15 protein-coding genes are annotated in these 15,616 nt (G+C 64.9%); 5 read left to right on the plus strand and 10 right to left on the minus strand.

Annotated features, from left to right (window positions below; translation table 11 throughout):
• Positions 1 to 70: 70 nt before the first annotated feature.
• A complete protein-coding gene (locus tag ACESY8_RS13875) occupies positions 71 to 925 on the minus strand; it encodes a patatin-like phospholipase family protein (protein ID WP_054338586.1) in 855 nt (284 codons plus the stop codon).
• Positions 926 to 1,043: 118 nt separating this feature from the next.
• Here ACESY8_RS13875 and ACESY8_RS13880 point away from each other — a divergent pair, with 118 nt between their 5' ends.
• From ACESY8_RS13880 to ACESY8_RS13890, 3 genes are all read left to right on the plus strand, one after another.
• On the plus strand, positions 1,044 to 1,814 hold the full coding sequence (locus ACESY8_RS13880; RefSeq protein WP_054338587.1) for a sulfite exporter TauE/SafE family protein: 771 nt from the start codon (positions 1,044 to 1,046) through the stop codon (positions 1,812 to 1,814).
• Positions 1,815 to 1,962: 148 nt separating this feature from the next.
• Positions 1,963 to 2,301 (plus strand): PadR family transcriptional regulator, encoded by a 339-nt coding sequence (locus tag ACESY8_RS13885; protein WP_007487941.1) that lies wholly within the window; start codon positions 1,963 to 1,965, stop codon positions 2,299 to 2,301.
• Positions 2,291 to 3,625, plus strand: coding sequence for a permease prefix domain 1-containing protein (locus ACESY8_RS13890; RefSeq protein ID WP_054338588.1), 1,335 nt, complete (start codon positions 2,291 to 2,293; stop codon positions 3,623 to 3,625). Before ACESY8_RS13885 ends, ACESY8_RS13890 begins: the two co-directional genes overlap by 11 nt.
• A 43-nt stretch (positions 3,626 to 3,668) precedes the next feature.
• Here the strand turns inward: ACESY8_RS13890 and ACESY8_RS13895 are convergent, their stop codons facing one another.
• The 7 genes from ACESY8_RS13895 to ACESY8_RS13925 form a co-directional block, all read right to left on the minus strand.
• Positions 3,669 to 4,217 carry an ArsR/SmtB family transcription factor gene (locus ACESY8_RS13895; RefSeq protein ID WP_007487939.1) on the minus strand — a complete coding sequence of 183 codons (549 nt, stop codon included), beginning with the start codon at positions 4,215 to 4,217 and terminating at the stop codon, positions 3,669 to 3,671.
• A gap of 74 nt (positions 4,218 to 4,291) precedes the next feature.
• Positions 4,292 to 5,893 (minus strand): potassium/proton antiporter, encoded by a 1,602-nt coding sequence (locus tag ACESY8_RS13900; RefSeq protein ID WP_204682133.1) that lies wholly within the window; start codon positions 5,891 to 5,893, stop codon positions 4,292 to 4,294.
• A gap of 113 nt (positions 5,894 to 6,006) precedes the next feature.
• Positions 6,007 to 6,876 (minus strand): ABC transporter permease, encoded by an 870-nt coding sequence (locus ACESY8_RS13905; RefSeq protein WP_311163620.1) that lies wholly within the window; start codon positions 6,874 to 6,876, stop codon positions 6,007 to 6,009.
• A gap of 4 nt (positions 6,877 to 6,880) precedes the next feature.
• The gene (locus ACESY8_RS13910) at positions 6,881 to 7,834 is read right to left on the minus strand and encodes an ABC transporter permease (RefSeq protein ID WP_054338589.1); all 954 of its coding nucleotides are present in this window, start codon (positions 7,832 to 7,834) and stop codon (positions 6,881 to 6,883) included.
• Between the two features lie 88 nt (positions 7,835 to 7,922).
• Positions 7,923 to 9,488, minus strand: coding sequence for an ABC transporter substrate-binding protein (locus tag ACESY8_RS13915; RefSeq protein ID WP_434307696.1), 1,566 nt, complete (start codon positions 9,486 to 9,488; stop codon positions 7,923 to 7,925).
• 11 nt (positions 9,489 to 9,499) lie between these two features.
• Positions 9,500 to 11,332, minus strand: a complete 1,833-nt coding sequence (gene glmS / locus ACESY8_RS13920) for a glutamine--fructose-6-phosphate transaminase (isomerizing) (protein WP_021629846.1) — start codon at positions 11,330 to 11,332, stop codon at positions 9,500 to 9,502.
• Between the two features lie 67 nt (positions 11,333 to 11,399).
• Positions 11,400 to 11,663 carry a YlmC/YmxH family sporulation protein gene (locus ACESY8_RS13925; RefSeq protein WP_024724376.1) on the minus strand — a complete coding sequence of 88 codons (264 nt, stop codon included), beginning with the start codon at positions 11,661 to 11,663 and terminating at the stop codon, positions 11,400 to 11,402.
• A 135-nt stretch (positions 11,664 to 11,798) separates the two neighbouring features.
• Here ACESY8_RS13925 and ACESY8_RS13930 point away from each other — a divergent pair, with 135 nt between their 5' ends.
• A complete protein-coding gene (locus ACESY8_RS13930) occupies positions 11,799 to 12,746 on the plus strand; it encodes an AEC family transporter (RefSeq protein ID WP_087360834.1) in 948 nt (315 codons plus the stop codon).
• 54 nt (positions 12,747 to 12,800) lie between these two features.
• On the opposite strand, the gene ACESY8_RS13935 is transcribed toward ACESY8_RS13930, so the two are convergent.
• Together ACESY8_RS13935 and sigG are read right to left on the minus strand one after the other, a co-directional pair.
• Positions 12,801 to 13,883 carry a putative NPN-dependent ornithine cyclodeaminase gene (locus ACESY8_RS13935; RefSeq protein ID WP_434307697.1) on the minus strand — a complete coding sequence of 361 codons (1,083 nt, stop codon included), beginning with the start codon at positions 13,881 to 13,883 and terminating at the stop codon, positions 12,801 to 12,803.
• Between the two features lie 355 nt (positions 13,884 to 14,238).
• Positions 14,239 to 15,009, minus strand: coding sequence for an RNA polymerase sporulation sigma factor SigG (sigG, locus tag ACESY8_RS13940; protein WP_009260383.1), 771 nt, complete (start codon positions 15,007 to 15,009; stop codon positions 14,239 to 14,241).
• Between the two features lie 195 nt (positions 15,010 to 15,204).
• Here sigG and ACESY8_RS13945 point away from each other — a divergent pair.
• The coding region (locus ACESY8_RS13945; protein WP_498794784.1) for a GntR family transcriptional regulator at positions 15,205 to 15,616 on the plus strand (412 nt) is incomplete at its 3' end.

Here is a 15,616-nt window from a genome sequence, read left to right on the forward strand (position 1 = left end):
CCCCCCCCCCCCCCCCCCCCCCCCCCCCCCCCCCCCCCCCCCCCCCCCCCCCCCCCCGCTTCTTGTAAGCTCAGGAGCCGCTCAGGAAGGCCTGCACCTCGTCCAGCCGCTCCATGCCCTCGTCATAGCCGTCCTTCCACAGCGCCCGAATCTTCTCCACGTCCTTTTCGGTGCGGTGAAAGCCCTCCGTGCTGTGGGGGGCGAACAGGAGGGCCCGCCCCTCCCTCTCAAGCTGAAACAGCCGCTCCCGGGAGGTGTTGTAGGCGTCCGCCCGGCGGCGCAAGGTATCGCAGAACCTGGGGTACTTCCGGTAGGCCGCGTCGATGAGGGGCTGGAGCTTTTCTGGCCGTCGGACGTAGCTCCGCTCCCGGGTCAGCACCACGATCACCCGCTCGCACCCCCTCTCCAGCGCCCGCTCATAGGGGATAGCGTCGGCCGCTCCGCCGTCCATACACGGCTTACCCTGGATATCGAAAACAGGGAAGAGGAACGGCAGGGCGCAGGTGGCCTGCAATAGCTTAAACCGGTCATCCCGGCGCTCCACCGGAAAATACTCCGCCTTTCCAGTGTCCATGTTAGTGACTACCGCCTCCACCTCGCCGGGATAAGCGGCAAACGTGTCATAGTCGAAGGGAATCAACTCGTTTGGTATGGTACCAAAGACGAAATCCAGGCCAAAATAGGCCCGGTTGTCCCGCCGGAGTAGGTTGCCGAAGCCCATATACCGCTTGTCGTTGATATAGCTTACCATAATGTCCAGGTTGCGGCGGCTCTGCTTGGACACATAGCTGACGCCATAGGCAATCCCGGCTGAGACGCCGATGACATAATCCGGCAGCAGATCCCGCGTCAGCAGGGCGTCGCAGACGCCGGTGGAGAAAATGGTGCGCACCGCGCCGCCCTCCAGAACGATTCCAGTTTTCATGTCGGTTCACTTCCTTGCTGCTCCCATTATACGGCAGCGGACGCCGGCCTGTAAAGGAATTCTTGACAACATAATATTTCGCATTATAATAAATTAGGTATACAAAGGAGGCCACGCCATGCTCGTCAAGTTCATCGTCTGCGTCGTCGCCGGCCTGGGGGCCGGCATCGGAACCGGCCTGGCGGGCCTGTCCGCCGCCGCCGTCATCTCCCCCATGCTCATCACCTTCCTGGGCTTTCCCGCCTATCAGGCGGTGGCCATCTCTCTGGCCTCCGACGTGCTGGCCTCAGCGGCCTCGGCCTATACCTACGGCAAAAATAGGAATCTGGATATCCGCAATGGGCTGGTCATGCTGGCGGCGGTGCTGGTATTCACCCTGATCGGAAGCTGGGCCGCCTCCCTGGTGCCCAACGCCACCATGGGCGGCTTCTCCGTGTTCATGACCCTGCTGTTGGGCATCAAATTCATTGTGCGTCCCGTGATGACCACCAAGGAGAGCTCCGCCCATAAGAGCCGCGGGCGCCGCATCGCGGAGTCCCTGGCCTGCGGCAGCGTGGTGGGCTTCATCTGCGGCTTTATCGGCGCTGGCGGCGGCATGATGATGCTTCTGGTGCTCACCTCCGTGCTGGGCTATGAACTCAAGACCGCCGTGGGTACCAGTGTGTTCATCATGACCTTCACCGCTTTCGCCGGCGCGGTCTCCCACGTGGCCATCGGCGGCGGGCTGGATGTATTTGCCCTGACGGTGTGTGTGGTGGTCACGCTTCTGGGCGCCAGAATTGCCGCCGTCTTTGCTAACCGGGCTTCCGCCAAGGCCCTTAACCGGGTCACCGGCGTGGTGCTCACCATCCTGGGCGCAGTGATGGTGGTGGTCAACCTCCTCTCCTGAAGCAGTGGCACAGCCCCCTCCGGTCGGAGGGGGCTGCTTTTTGCCTGCGGCTCCGGACGCCCATCCCAGCTCTATTGAAGATTTCCTTGACATAGATAGACAATCTATCTATACTATACATAGATAATCTATCTATGAGGTGAGGAATATGGCAAATGACCGCACCGCTCCGGGCGGCATGGGCATGCTGCTGCTGGCCCTGCTGGAGGGCCGGGACATGTACGGCTATGAGATGATCGAGGCCCTGCGGGCGCGCTCCAACGAGGTGTTCCACCTCAAGGCGGGTACCCTCTATCCCCTGCTCCACTCCCTGGAGGCCCAGGGCTGGGTAACCTCCAGCGACGGGGTTGCCAATGGCCGCACCCGGCGCTATTACGCCATCACCCGGGACGGCCGGGCCGCCCTGGCTGAACAGCAGGCGGGCTGGTACGCCTACGCCGACGCGGTGCGCGGCGTGCTGGAGGGAGGGAATCCCTGTGGTGCGTGAGTGCGTGAACGAATATCTGGAGACGGTGGGCGGTCAGATCCGATGGCGGCGGGCCCGGCGGGTTCTCCTGCGGGAGCTGTCCGACCATATTGCCGATCAGGCCGCCGCCTTTGAGGCGGAGGGCCGGAGCCCCGAAGACGCCCTGTCCGGCGCGGTAGCCGAGATGGGAGAGCCGGAGGCGGTGGGCCGGGAGCTGGACCGCCTTCACCGCCCCCGGAACCGCTGGGGGCTGGCGATCACTGTGGCGGCCCTCTTTGCCGCGGGCGTGCTGCTCCAGCTCTTCGCCGCCGGGCTCATGGGGGACGCCAAGGACGTCTTCTACTTCCGGCGGCAGGTTTTGGGCCTGCTGCTGGCCGCCGGGGTTTTGACCGGACTCTGGTTTTCCGACTACACCCTCCTTCTGCGGCGGAAATGGGCTCCGGCGGCGGCGCTGCTCCTTCTCTGTCTGGGTCCTATTCTCTGCACTCCACTTCTCCCCTTCTACTCCTATCCCGGTTATCAGCTTGCGCTCTATTCCACTCTGCTCCTCCCCGTCCCCTACGCCGCCCTTGTGGTCTCCCTGCGGGGCAAAGGGCCGCTTGCCGTCCTGCTCTGCGGGGCCGCCGCCCTGGCGCTGCCCCTCTCCGCCTGGCTGGCTCCCAGTTCCGCCTCCTGGCTGGTCAGCGCGGCCAGTATGCTGCTGGTACTCCTGGCGGCCGTGGGGCTGGGCTGGTTCCGGGGAAAGCGGCGGTGGAATCTGCTCGCCGCCCTGGGGCCCGCTCTGGCCATCCCCTTGTACTTCCTGCGGCACCTGGAGTACGCCGCTTGGCGCATAGGCGCTTTCCTGGGGCCCGACCTGTTTTACGAGCGACTGCGCATGGGGGAATTGCCCTCCCTTTCTGTAGGCTCCTCCCCGGAGCTCCTGCTGGCGGAGGCCGCCCAGGGCCTGGGCCGGTGGGTGTTCTGGGCCGCCGCCGGGCTGATCGTCCTCTTTGCCGCCCTGCTGCTCCGGCGCATCCGCGCCCTCCACAGCCGCACGGGCAAGCTCCTCGCCCTGTCGGCCTTCCTTCCCCTGTTCCTCCAGGCGGCCATCTACTGGCTCTATAACCTGGGCTGGTGGCCGCTGGGCGTGCTCTCCCTCCCCTTCCTGTCCTACGGCGTCTTCTTCCTGTTGGTGGACGCCGCCCTGGCCGGGGTGCTCCTGTCCGTCTTCCGCATGGACGCCCTGGTGCGGGACACCGCCTGGGCCTCCAGCGCCCCGTCCCCCCGGCCCTCCGCTCTGGACATCCCCCTGGGCCGGGGACAGCTCCACATCGAATACCGCAAAGGGGCGCAACACTTTTAAACATACAAAGGAGGCCTGCGGTAAAGCCGCAGGCCTCCTTTTTCTATTCCTCGTCCGCCCGGTAGGCCATGAGCACATACTCCCAGTGCTCCACGCCCCCCTCAGGCACGCTGTGGGTGCGGAGGTAGCCGTCAATCAGTCCCAGCAGCTCCGCCCGCTCCTCCGGTTTGAGATGGAGCGCGCCGAATAGGAACTGGAGATCCTCCTGCTGTTCCGGCTCGCCGCACTGGCTGGCGGCGTGCAGCACGCCCCGGAAGGTGCCGTCCACCAGTTGGGCGGCCAGCGCCTCCCGCTCCCCCTGAAAACCGTCCTTCCGGCCCAGGCAGAGCCGGATCTCCACATCGGCCAGCCGGTAATAGGTCGCCTGCCGGCCGTCCGGCGCCGTACATACTCCCAGCTCCACCACGCCCAGCTCCTCCAGCTTGTTCAGGTGGCTCTGGGCCGCGCTGGGTGAGAGCAGCATTTTCTCCGCCACGGTGTTGGCCGTCATGGGCCGTCCCGCCCGCCGCAGCAGGTGAATGATATCCTGGCGTACCGGGTTGAGCAGCACGCGAAATTGTTTCCGTTCCTCCAGATCAATGGTTCTTGCCACCGTTGTCCGCCTCCATCTATGGTATCTATGTAATCACTCCGCCGGTTTTGCAGGCCCCGCTGGCCCATGGATGGCTATACCTCCTCCCACTCATTGACCACCAGCATATCCCCCTGCCGGAGAACCGTCCCGCCCTTGGGCACTACAGTGGTGCCGTCGGCACGGCGTACCAGGACGATAAGTACCTCCGCCGGGATACCCAGCTCCTTGATCGGCCTCCCAATCCAGTCCCCGTGCTCCGCCACAGGCACCTCCCGCAGGCTGACCCCGTCATCGTCTTCATAGAGCGGCGTGCTGAGCACCATAAGATCCCCTGCCTGGATTGCGGTATCTCCGTTTGGAATCACATTCTCGCTGCCCCGCCGGAGCATCACCACCAGCGCGTCGGCGGGCAGCTCACACTCCCCGATGGTCCGCCCCACCCACGGGTGGCCCGCGCCGATAGGGAAGCGGGTCAGGTGGAGCTGCCGCTGGTCCTGGTAGTCGTTGAAGGTACGGCTGACGCTCTCAGCACTGTCCACCATGTCCAGCTTCCGCGCCGCCAGAGGCAGTAGTGAACCCTGCACCGCCACCGAGAGCAGGGCAATGCAGAACACGATGTGAAAGAGGTCGTAGCCGATGGCGGCCCCGCTGGCCACTGCCATGATGGCAAACACGATAGATGCCGCGCCCCGCAGCCCCGCCCAGGACACCAGCAGACACTGCCGTACCCCGCAGCGGAAGGGGGCCAGCAGCAGGAAGACCGCAGCGGGCCGGGCCACAAAGGTGAGAAACACCATAATGGCCAAAGCCGGGAGAAAAACCGCCGGGAGCTGCCGTGGGAAGGAGAGCAGCCCAAGCAGGAAAAAGATCAAAATCTGCGCCAGGCCCGTAAGTCCGTCGAAAAAGTGGACCAGGGCCGCCTTATGGGGAATTTTGGCGTTTCCGATCAGGATGCCCGCCAGATAGGCCCCCAGGTAGCCGTTCCCCCCCACCACGGCGGGCAGGGCAAAGGAGAGCAGGGCCGCAGCCACCACGAAAATAGTATCCAGCCCGTCGGAGAGAGTGAGCCTGCGGAGCACCAGAATGGACAGCCCCGCCACCGCCGCCCCAAGGCCCAGTCCAAAGACAACCTGCGCAAAAATCATCCACGGGATTGCCCCGCCGCCGCCCACCCCCATCAGGGAGAGGGCGATCACCGTCAGCATATAGGAGGCCGGGTCGTTGCTGCCGCTCTCCACCTCCAGCAGGGAGGCGGTGTGGTTCCTCAGGCCCAGCTTCTTGGAGCGGAGGATGGAAAACACCGACGCGGCGTCCGTGGAACTGATAACCGCCCCGGTCAGAAAGCTCTCCAGAGCAGAAAAACCCAGTGCCAAGTGGCAGAACAGCGCTGTGAGCAGCGCGGTGACCGCCACGCCCAGGGTGGACAGCACCACCGCCCGGGCCGCCGCCGGCCGGGCCGCCTCCCAGCGGGTACCGAAACCACCGTAGAACATGATGAAAATCAGCGCTACGGAGCAGATACGCTCCGCCGCCTCAAAGTTATCAAACGGGATGCGGAACAGCCCATCCGAGCCGAACAACATTCCCAACGCCAGAAACAGCAGCAGGGCGGGCACACCCAGGCGCTGAGACAGGCGGCTGGCGACGATGCAGATGACAATGACCACCGCACAAAGTAACAGAATTGATTCCATGAAAGCCCCCTCTCACAAATAAAACAGGCGGCCCCAGTCCGAATGACCGGGGCCGCTTCGTTCTGTTGAATTGATTATAGCACAAAACAGGCCGTGTTGAAAAGAAAATCCTGCTATTTCCCCCTGTGTCCGCCATATCTGGGGTCCAGCGCGTCCCGCAGACCGTCGCCAATGCCCTGAAGGCACAGCACGGTCAGGATGATGCACAGCCCCGGCGGCACCCACACCCACGGCCGCCCGGTGAGGACAGGCAGGCTGGCGGCGTACTGGATCAGGTTGCCCCAGGACGCCTGGGGCGTGCGGATACCCACCCCCAGAAAGCTCAGGCTGGATTCGGAGAGGATGGCCCGCCCCGCCCGCAGGGGGAGGGCGCACCACACCGGCGCGATCACGTTGGGCAGCACATTGCTCCGCAGAATCCGCCCCGTCCGCCCCCCCAGGGCGCGGGCTGCCAGCACGTACTCCTTCTCCCGGACCGAGAGGGTATTGCCGTACACCAGCCGGGCGATGCCCGTCCAACCCAGCAGGCCCAGCACCAGCACCAGATTGAGGGCGGACGGCCCCACCAGGGACACCAGGCAGAGCACCAGCACAATGCTGGGGAAGCTCTGAAACACGTCGGCCAGCCGCATGAGGCAGAACTCCCAGGCCCCCCGGCGGTAGCCTGCCAGAAGGCCCAGGGGAATCCCCACCAGGGCGCTGAGGGCGGCGGAGCACAGGCCGATGAGCAGGGACACCCGCCCCCCGCAGAGCAGGCGGGCCAGGAGATCCCGGCCCACGTCGTCGGTGCCCAGGGGATGGGCGGCGGAGGGGGGCGCCCAGAAGCCCGCCTCCAGATCGCTGGCGTTGGGCTCCAGCCCCAGCAGCGGGGGCAGGAGCAGCACCGCCAGCAGCTCGGCGCACAGAATCAGCAAGCAGGCCACGGCCCGCCGGTCGCTCCGGAACCGCTCCCAGGGGCTCCGGGACAGCATACAACGCTCCACCGGCCTACCCCCTCCCATAGCGCACCCGGGGATCGGCCAGCCCGTAGGCCAGATCCAGGAGCAGGTTGGTCAGGAGCACCGCCAGGGCGATGACCACCGTCACCCCCATGACCACCGGATAGTCCCGGTTCTCAATGCCCCAGAAGAGCAGGCTGCCCATGCCCGGCCAGCCGAACACCTGCTCCACCACCACTGAGCCGCCGATGATGTGGGGGATGTGCCCCAGCACGGTGGTGAGCACCGGGGTCAGCGCCCCCCGGAAGGCGTGGCGCACCATGACGGCCCGCTCCCCCAGGCCCTTGGCCCGGGCGGTGAGGATGTAGTCCTCCCCCAGGGACTCCAGGCAGGCGGAGCGGGTCTGCTTGACCAGCTCCCCCAGGCCGCTGACACACACCACCCCGGCCGGGAGGGCCAGGTGGCGCAGGACATCCCCCACGCCGGTGAACACGCCGTACTCATACATGCCCTGGGAGGGCAGCCAGCCCAAGAGCACCGAGAAGATGAGCACCCCCACCAGGCACAGGAAAAAGCCGGGCACGCCGAAGCTCACCAGGCTCAGGGCGGAGGCCGCCCGATCCCAGCCCGAGCGGGGCCGCCAGGCCGCCAGAATACCCAGGGGGAGGGCCAGCAGAATGGCCAGTAGCACTCCGGTGCCGGTCAGCAGCAGGGACGGCCCCACCCGCTGGGCCAGCATGCCGGCCACCGGCCGGCCGCTCAGGTAGGACTGTCCCAGCTCCCCCCGGAGCAGCCCCCCCAGCCACGCCAGATAGCGCACGGGCAGGGGCTTGTCCAGCCCCAGAGCCTCCTCCAGCGCGGCCTGCTGGGCACCGCCGGAGGCCCCCTCTCCCAAGTCGGTAACATCGGCGGGCGAGAGACTTAAAAGTACAAAAACCAGAAAGGTAATCCCGAAAAACACGGGGATCGCCGTCAGCAGACGGCGGCGGAAATAGCGTCCCATCTTCTTCCTCCTGCACTTCCGGCCGCCCGTGGGCGCCACGGGCCGGATGGTACGGCCCTACGGAGGTTTTCTCATTTGTTCGGTTCCGTCAGCCCCGGTACACCCAGTCCCACACGTTCTCGTTGGAGAAGGCGGATGAGGGGTAGTCGATGCCGTCCACCGTGGGGGACTGGACGTGGAGCGTCCGCCCAAACCACAGGGGGATGAAGGGGCGCTCCCCGGCCAGCAGGGCCTGGAGCTCCTCCACCCGCGCCTGCCGCTCGTCGTGCTCTGCCGCCCCCTTGACGGCGGCGATGGCCTGGGTGTAGGGCGTCAGCTCCGCCACGTGGAACAGGTTGTTGTCGGCGGTAAAGCGGCTCTCGGTGAACCACAGGGGCAGGGCGCCGGGGGTGTGGCTGGCGATGGCCATGTCGTACTTGCCGTCCGCCATGCCAGCGAACAGGGTGGCCGAGTCCACCGTCTCGATGGTGACAGTGATGCCCGCCTCCGCCAGCTCCTGCTGCATCAGGGCGGCCAGGCCGGAGCGGTTGGCGGTGCAGGCCAGGGTGTAGGTGCGCCCGTCGTATCCTCCCTCGGCCAGCAGGGCCTTCGCCCCGTCTACGTCCCTGGCCCAGGTCAGGCCGCTGTCATACCCCGTCCCCGGGGTCAGATCGGAGGCCGCCGGCTCCCCCAGGCCCTGGGCGGTATGGAGGCACAGGGCCTCCTTGTCCAGAGCCAGGTCGATGGCCCGGCGCACCGCGGCGCTGGGGATGGTCTCGTTGTTGAGCATCAGCTCGTAGAAGGAGTTGGGCACCGTGCCCTCCAGCACCTCCAGCCCGGCGGCCCGGGCTACCTCCGCGTCCTCCACGGACACGTTGCCTCCAAAGGCGTAGTAGTCCAGATCCCCGGCGATCAGGGAGGTGAGCAGGTTGGACTTGTCAATGACCGTGATCACCAGCCGGTCAAAGCCGGGCGCCCCAAGCTGGTAGTCCGGGTTGGCCTCCAGCACTAGCTGGCTCCCCGGCGTCTCGGAGACGAATTTGCAGGGGCCGGAGCCAACAGGCTCGTCCCACAGCGCCAGCTCCATCACGTCCTCCGGCGCTGTCCCCTCCAGCAGATGGGTGGGCAGAACGTAGTACTCCCGGTTCTTGTCCAGCAGGAAGTCCTCCGGCGTGGTGGGGGTCTTGAAGGTGAGCTTCAGGGTGTACTTGTCCACCGCCTCCGCTCCCAGGGCCTCCCCCGGCACCGCCGCGCCGGTGTCGTCGGTGCCGGAGAGCACCGCAAAGGCCGACCGCCCCAGGGTGGGGCAGGCCGGGTCGGTCAGTAGGGCAATGGTATCCGCCCAGTGCTCCGCCGTCACCGGAGTGCCGTCGTGGAAGGCGGCATGCTCGTCCAGGTGAAACAGGGCGGCCGTCCCGCCGTCGGCGCTCTCCCAGGAGGACGCCGCGCGGGGCTCCAGGGAGCCGTCGGCATGGACATAGGCCAGGCGGTCGTAAATCTTGTCGTAAATGATGCGGGAGTAGTTGCTCCCCGAGGGGCTGTTGTAGGGCATCAGAGCGTCCCAGGCATTGGATAGGCCGTAGCGGACGGTATCCGCCGCTTTGCCCTCCGGCCCGCAGGCCGCCAGGGACAGGGCCAGCGCCGCGGCCAGGAGCAGAGCAGTGAGCCTTTTCATTCCGTCCCCCCTCATTCCACGGTCACCGACTTGGCCAGGTTGCGGGGCTTGTCGATGTCGCAGCCCCGCTGGAGGGCCACGTAGTAGGCAAAGAGCTGCATGGGCACCACGTCCAGAGAGGGGAGAAGCAGGGGGTGGGTGTCGGGGACGGGGATCACGTGGTCCACCGTCTTGGCCATGTCCGCCGCCCGGGCGTCCACGGTGAGGCCCAGCACGTCGGCCCCCCGGCTCTTCACCTCCACCACGTTGCTCATGGTCTTGTCAAAGAGCTTGACATAGCTGGCCAGGGCCACCACCAGGGTGCCCGGCTCGATGAGGGAGATGGTGCCGTGCTTGAGCTCGCCGGCCGCGTAGGCCTCCGAGTGGATGTAAGAGATCTCCTTGAGCTTGAGGGAGCCCTCCATGCCGATGGCGTAGTCGATGTTGCGGCCGATGAAGAAGATAGAGGGGTGGTTGAAGTAGAGGGAGGCGAAATACTGGATGTCCGCCCGGTTGTCCAGAATCTGCTCCAGCTTGGTGGGGATCAGCAGCAGCTCGGACACAATGCGGTCGTACTCCGCCTCGTCCAGGGTGCCTAGGGCCTCGGCGCAGTACAGGCCGATGAGGTACACCACCGCAAGCTGGGTGGAGAAGGCCTTGGTGGTGGCCACGGCGATCTCCGGCCCGGCCCAGGTATAGAGCACGTCGTCGCTCTCCCGGGCGATCGTGGAGCCCACCACGTTGACGATAGAGAGCACCCGGGCTCCCAGGCGCTTGGCCTCCCGCAGGGCGGCCAGGGTGTCCACCGTCTCGCCGGACTGGCTGATGACCAGCACCAGGGTTTTGTCGGTAACGATGGGGTCGCAGTAGCGGAACTCGGAGGCCAGCGTCACCTCCACCGGCTTGCGCAGCAGCCGCTCCAGGGTATACTTGGCGGCCATGCCCACGTGGTAGGAGGAGCCGCAGGCTATCACATAGAGCTTGTCCAGCTCCCGCAGGTAGTCCGGCTCCAGGTTCAGCTCATCCAGCACCACCCGCCCCTCCTGGATGCGTGGAAACACGGTCTTGCGGAATGCCTCGGGCTGCTCCATGATCTCCTTGGCCATGAAGTGCTCGTACCCGCCCTTTTCGGCGGCGGAGATCTCCCAGTCCACGTGGCAGCGCTCCTTCTCCACGGGCCGGAGATAGGCGTCATAGACCCACAGGTGGTCGGCGGTGAGCTCGGCAATCTCCCCGTCATCCAGGTAGCACACCTCCCGGGTGTACTTGATGAGGGCGGTCACGTCGGAGGCCAGATAGTGGGCCCCCTCCCCATAGCCCAGAATGAGAGGGCTGTCCTTCCGGGCGGCGATGAGCCGGTCGGGGCAGTCGGCGCAGACAATGCCCAGGGCGTAGGCCCCCTGGATGCGGTTCAGTGTCTTCACCACCGCGTCCAGGATATCCCCGTCATAGTAGTGTTCCAGCAGTTGGGCCACCACCTCGGTATCCGTCTGGGAGACGAAGGTAATCCCCTCCGACTGAAGAAACTCCCGCAGCTCCATGTAATTCTCGATGATGCCGTTGTGCACCACCGCAAACCGGCCGCTCTCGCTGACCTGGGGGTGGGAGTTGACATCTGAGGGCTCCCCGTGGGTGGCCCAGCGTGTGTGTCCCAGCCCCAGTGTCCCGTGGACCGTCCTGCCCCCCTGTACCAGATCTTGGAGTACCTGGAGACGGCCCTTAGCCTTGACCACCTGCAGGCCCTCCCGCCTGCCGTAAACCGCGATGCCCGCGGAGTCATAGCCCCGATATTCCAACCGGGAGAGGCCGTCCAGCAGAATGGGGGCGGCCTCCTCCCGTCCGACAAATCCGACAATACCGCACATGGGATTTCCCTCCTGTTTCTATACTCTAAAGTAGTAGTATACCACGTCCCCCCCTCTCCTGGCAACCTCAATTCCCCTTGCCCAGGCGGCTGAGGGGAGGTGTCTCCACCAGAATGGTGTCCGCGCCGAAGCGGCGCACCGCCTCCCAGGGAAAGACCCGGTCCTCCTCCCGGCCCAGCAGGCCAAACAGCCGCAGGCGCCCCGGCACCACCAGCGCCCGGACCTGCCCGCTATCCAGATCCACCTCCACATCCCCCACCCAGCCGTAGCGGCTGCCGTCGGACACATTGATAATCTCCTTATACCGCAGCTCCGAAACCCGGCACTCCATGGCACACTCCCCCTTCGGCACACTCTATGTGCCGCCCGGCCCGTCCTATACCCGCTTACCTGCCGGTAACTTTCTTGCACTGCCGGAACAATGCGTCTATAATAGAGAAAACGACCATGCCGGGAGGAGAATTCCATGCTGGAGAATCTGGCCTACTGCCTCAACGCCACCGCCCCCATCTTTCTGCTGATGCTGCTGGGTCTGGTGTTCCGCAGGCTGGGCTTTTTCAGCCAGGCCTTTGCGGACAAGCTCAACGATTTCGTCTTCAAGGTGGGGCTGCCGGTCATGCTCTTCAAGGATCTGGTGGAATCCGACTTCTTCACCGTGTGGGACGGCCCCTTTGTGCTCTTCTGCTTTCTGGCCACCCTGGGCTCCATCCTTCTGACCGCAGCCCTCAGCTTGTTCTGCCGGGAGCGCCCCCTGCGGGGGGAATTCATCCAGGTGGGCTACCGCAGCAGCATCGCTCTGCTTGGGGCCGCCTTTCTGGAGAATCTCTACGGCACCGCTGGGGCGGCCAGCCTGGTGATCATCGGCGCGGTCCCCCTCTACAACGTGGCGGCGGTGATGGTGCTCTCCCTCACCAGTCCCCAGCAGAGCGGCCTCAACCGGGCCGCGTTAAAGAAAGCCCTCAAGGGTATTGTCACGAACCCCATCATCCTGGGTATCGCCGCCGGTCTGGTGTGGACGCTGCTGGACATCCCCCAGCCTCAGATTCTGCAAAAAACGGTGTCCAGCCTCTCCGCTACCGCCACCCCCCTGGGCCTCATGGCCCTGGGCGCCTCCTTCGATCTGAAGAAGGCCCTGGGCCGCTGGAAGCCCGCCTTCGCCGCCACCGCCGTGAAGCTGGTGCTTCTGGCCGCCCTCTTTCTCCCCATCGCCGTGGCCATGGGAGTACGGGACGACAAGCTGGTGGCCGCCCTGGCCATGCTGGCCAGCCCCACCACCGTCAGCAGCTTCGTCATGGCCCGCAGCATGGGGCATGAGGGCACCCTCACCGCCAGTACGGTGATGCTCACCACCTTTTTCAGCATCCTTACCCTCACCCTCTGGCTCTATCTGCTCCGCACGCTGGGGCTGATCTGACACAAACGGCGTGGGAGCCGGGCATTCAGCCCGGCCCCCAAGCCGTTTGTTCGGTTACAGTACGCCCTTGCAGACATTGACCACAAAGTCCTGCACGTTGGTGACAATGGTGCGCACCGACAGGCTGCCCCGGTCGCGGAGCTTGTTCACCGCAAACTCCGAGATGTCCACCGAATAGAAATACACCGGTCGCACCACCCCGTCCACCACCCGGTAGGAGGGGGTCATGTTGCCGGTGGCTACGGTATGGAGGGTGGAGGCCATGCAGATGACCGTGGTGGCCTCCCGTACCAGGGTGCGCATGGCGTCCTGCCCTTCGTACACGTTTCCATAGACCTCGGGCAGAGGGCCGTCATCCCGGACGGAGCCCACCAGCACGTAAGGAATGTGGTTGCGCACGCACTCGCAGATAATGCCGTCCTTCGCCTTGCCCGCCTCCACGAAGGCGGCGGTGGAGCCGCACAGGCGGATGGCGTTGAGGGTATCGATGTGGTTATAGTGGCCGTTGGGCATACTCTTCTGTGTGTAGATGTCCTGGCCCAGGGCGGTGCCGAGGTAGCTGGCCTCCAGATCGTGGGTGGCCAGTGCGTTGCCCGCCAGCAGGCCGTGAACATACCCGCCCCGCACCAGGGCGGCGAAAGCCGCCCGGGCGTCGTGATCGAAGGCACAGGCAGGCCCCATCACCCACAGGATGCGGCCATGCTCCTTCTCGTGGCGGAGCAGCTCATAGATGGAGTCGTAGTCCATGGAGTACGCGGTCTCCCGGGAGCGGCCCTGGCGGAATGCAAAGGTCTCCGCCTCCCCCTTCTCCTCGGCAAAGCCGAAGGGATAGACATAGATGCCCTCGGAGGCGTCCTCCGTGCGGCCCACCGCCACCGGCTCGCCGGCCTTCAGGTTGCGAAACTCCACCGCGGCGATCTTCCCGTCCCGCAGGGCGGCCACGCAGTCCATGCGGCTCTCCTCAGCCAGCAGCCACCGACCCCCCACCTTGAAATACTCCGGATAGATGGTGGTGGCGTGGTAGCCCTCTGGAGCCACCCCATCCTTGGGGGCCGGCTCAAACCGGGCCTCCGGCGCGCTCTGGAACCGGGTCTCCTGGAAGTCGGGCTCATGGTACTGCGGCAGGGTAAAGCTCATAAAAAAGAACCCCTTTCGTCATTTTTCTGTCCCATTTTACCATGAAAGGAGCAAAACTGCCAACCCCCGCCCGGAAAATAGTTCCGTACGGGGGTTGGCAGTTTGCTGCCTCTTTTTATGAGATTTTCCCTGCTCCCTGCCTTTCCGCCGGGGCGGCGCTGGAAAAGAGCGCCTTTCCCACCTACAGATTTTTCTTAATCTGGTTAATGGTGCTCTTTCTCCCATCCGCACATGCGGCGGATGGGGCCCGGATTTTATTCTTCCCCGGCGGAAGTAAATTCCGCCGGGGCAAGGTTTGCTTCACAAAACGCTTGCGCGCCGCACCTGCGGCGCTGGAAAAGAGCGCCTTTTCCACCTACAGATTTTTCTTAATCTGGTTAATGGCGCTCTTTTCCAGGCGGGAGACCTGGGCCTGAGAGATGCCCACCTCGGCGGAGACCTCCATTTGGGTCTTGCCCTCGAAGAAGCGCAGGTTGAGGATGTGCCGCTCCCGGTCGGAGAGGCGGTTCATGGCCTCCTTGAGGGCGATGTGCTCCAGCCAGCTCTCGTCGGTATTCTTTGAGTCCTTCACCTGGTCCATGACACAGATGGTGTCCCCACCGTCGGAGTACACCGGCTCATAGAGGGAGACCGGGTCCAGAATGGCGTCCAGGGCAAAGACCACGTCCTCCCGCTTGAGCTCCAGCAGCTTGGCGATCTCCTCGATGCTGGGCTCCCGCTGGTGCTCGCTGATGAATTTCTCCTTAGCCTGGAGCACCCTATAGGCCGTGTCCCGCATGGAGCGGGACACCCGGACGGAGGAGTTGTCCCTCAGGTAGCGGCGGATCTCCCCGATAATCATGGGTACGCCGTAGGTGGAGAAGCGCACGTCCAGGTCGGTATTGAAGTTGTCGATGGCCTTTATAAGACCGATGCACCCAACCTGGAACAGGTCGTCCAGATTCTCTCCCCGGTTGGAGAACTTCTGGATCACCGAAAGGACCAAGCGGAGGTTGCCCGCGATGAGCTGCTCCCGGGCCTCCATGTCCCCCTCCTTGGTGCGGCGCAGCAGCTCCATGGTCTCCTCATTCTTGAGGACCTTCAGCTTAGATGTGTTGACACCGCAGATCTCTACCTTTCCCTGCATGGCCGCTGCCTCCCTTTGACCGACTGAATCTGTGTTCAGTATGTCCGTGGCGTGGCCTTTCATACGGCTGCAGGGCGGGCTATATTTTTTATTGTGGGACGGTTTTCGATGGACTTTGCCGCCCCTCTTGCGCTTTGGCCCGGTTCATGATACGATAATTAACAAGAATAATCAGGTCAGTTTGGAGGTGTCTCCATGTTTACGCCTATTTTGGACAGCAGCCAGCGCCGCCCCCTCTACGAACAGCTCTACCGCTATATCCGGGGGGAGATCGAGGCGGGCCGTCTCGCCGCCGGAGAGCGCCTGCCCTCCAAGCGGGCGCTGGCAGCCCACCTGAAAATCAGCGTGGTAACGGTGGAGGGGGCCTACGGCCAGCTTCTGGCGGAGGGCTACCTCCGCTCGGAGCCCAAGCGGGGCTTTTTTGTTCAGGCCGTACAGGAGGAGCACCGCTCTCCCGCTCCGGCCCGCACCCTGTCCGTGCCGGCCCCGCCCACGCCGGCCCTCCCCTATGACTTCTCCACCAGCGCGGTGGATACTGCCCTCTTTCCCTTCGCCACCTGGGCCAAGCTCATGCGGGAGGTGCTCTCCGAGCAGGCCGCCCCCCTCC

It is taken from the genome of Clostridium sp. ATCC BAA-442 (genome assembly GCF_964239415.1).
GTDB lineage: Bacteria > Bacillota > Clostridia > Oscillospirales > Oscillospiraceae > Flavonifractor > Flavonifractor plautii.

What these genes read in the sequence shown, in the direction of transcription:
- sigG (WP_009260383.1), bottom strand. Translation starts at nt 15,009, where the DNA reads ATGCAGGGAAAGGTAGAGATCTGCGGTGTCAACACATCTAAGCTGAAG.
- ACESY8_RS13875 (WP_054338586.1), bottom strand. Translation starts at nt 925, where the DNA reads ATGAAAACTGGAATCGTTCTGGAGGGCGGCGCGGTGCGCACCATTTTC.
- ACESY8_RS13935 (WP_434307697.1), bottom strand. Translation starts at nt 13,883, where the DNA reads ATGAGCTTTACCCTGCCGCAGTACCATGAGCCCGACTTCCAGGAGACC.
- ACESY8_RS13930 (WP_087360834.1), top strand. Translation starts at nt 11,799, where the DNA reads ATGCTGGAGAATCTGGCCTACTGCCTCAACGCCACCGCCCCCATCTTT.
- ACESY8_RS13880 (WP_054338587.1), top strand. Translation starts at nt 1,044, where the DNA reads ATGCTCGTCAAGTTCATCGTCTGCGTCGTCGCCGGCCTGGGGGCCGGC.
- ACESY8_RS13885 (WP_007487941.1), top strand. Translation starts at nt 1,963, where the DNA reads ATGGCAAATGACCGCACCGCTCCGGGCGGCATGGGCATGCTGCTGCTG.
- ACESY8_RS13910 (WP_054338589.1), bottom strand. Translation starts at nt 7,834, where the DNA reads ATGGGACGCTATTTCCGCCGCCGTCTGCTGACGGCGATCCCCGTGTTT.
- ACESY8_RS13900 (WP_204682133.1), bottom strand. Translation starts at nt 5,893, where the DNA reads ATGGAATCAATTCTGTTACTTTGTGCGGTGGTCATTGTCATCTGCATC.
- ACESY8_RS13925 (WP_024724376.1), bottom strand. Translation starts at nt 11,663, where the DNA reads ATGGAGTGCCGGGTTTCGGAGCTGCGGTATAAGGAGATTATCAATGTG.
- glmS (WP_021629846.1), bottom strand. Translation starts at nt 11,332, where the DNA reads ATGTGCGGTATTGTCGGATTTGTCGGACGGGAGGAGGCCGCCCCCATT.
- ACESY8_RS13915 (WP_434307696.1), bottom strand. Translation starts at nt 9,488, where the DNA reads ATGAAAAGGCTCACTGCTCTGCTCCTGGCCGCGGCGCTGGCCCTGTCC.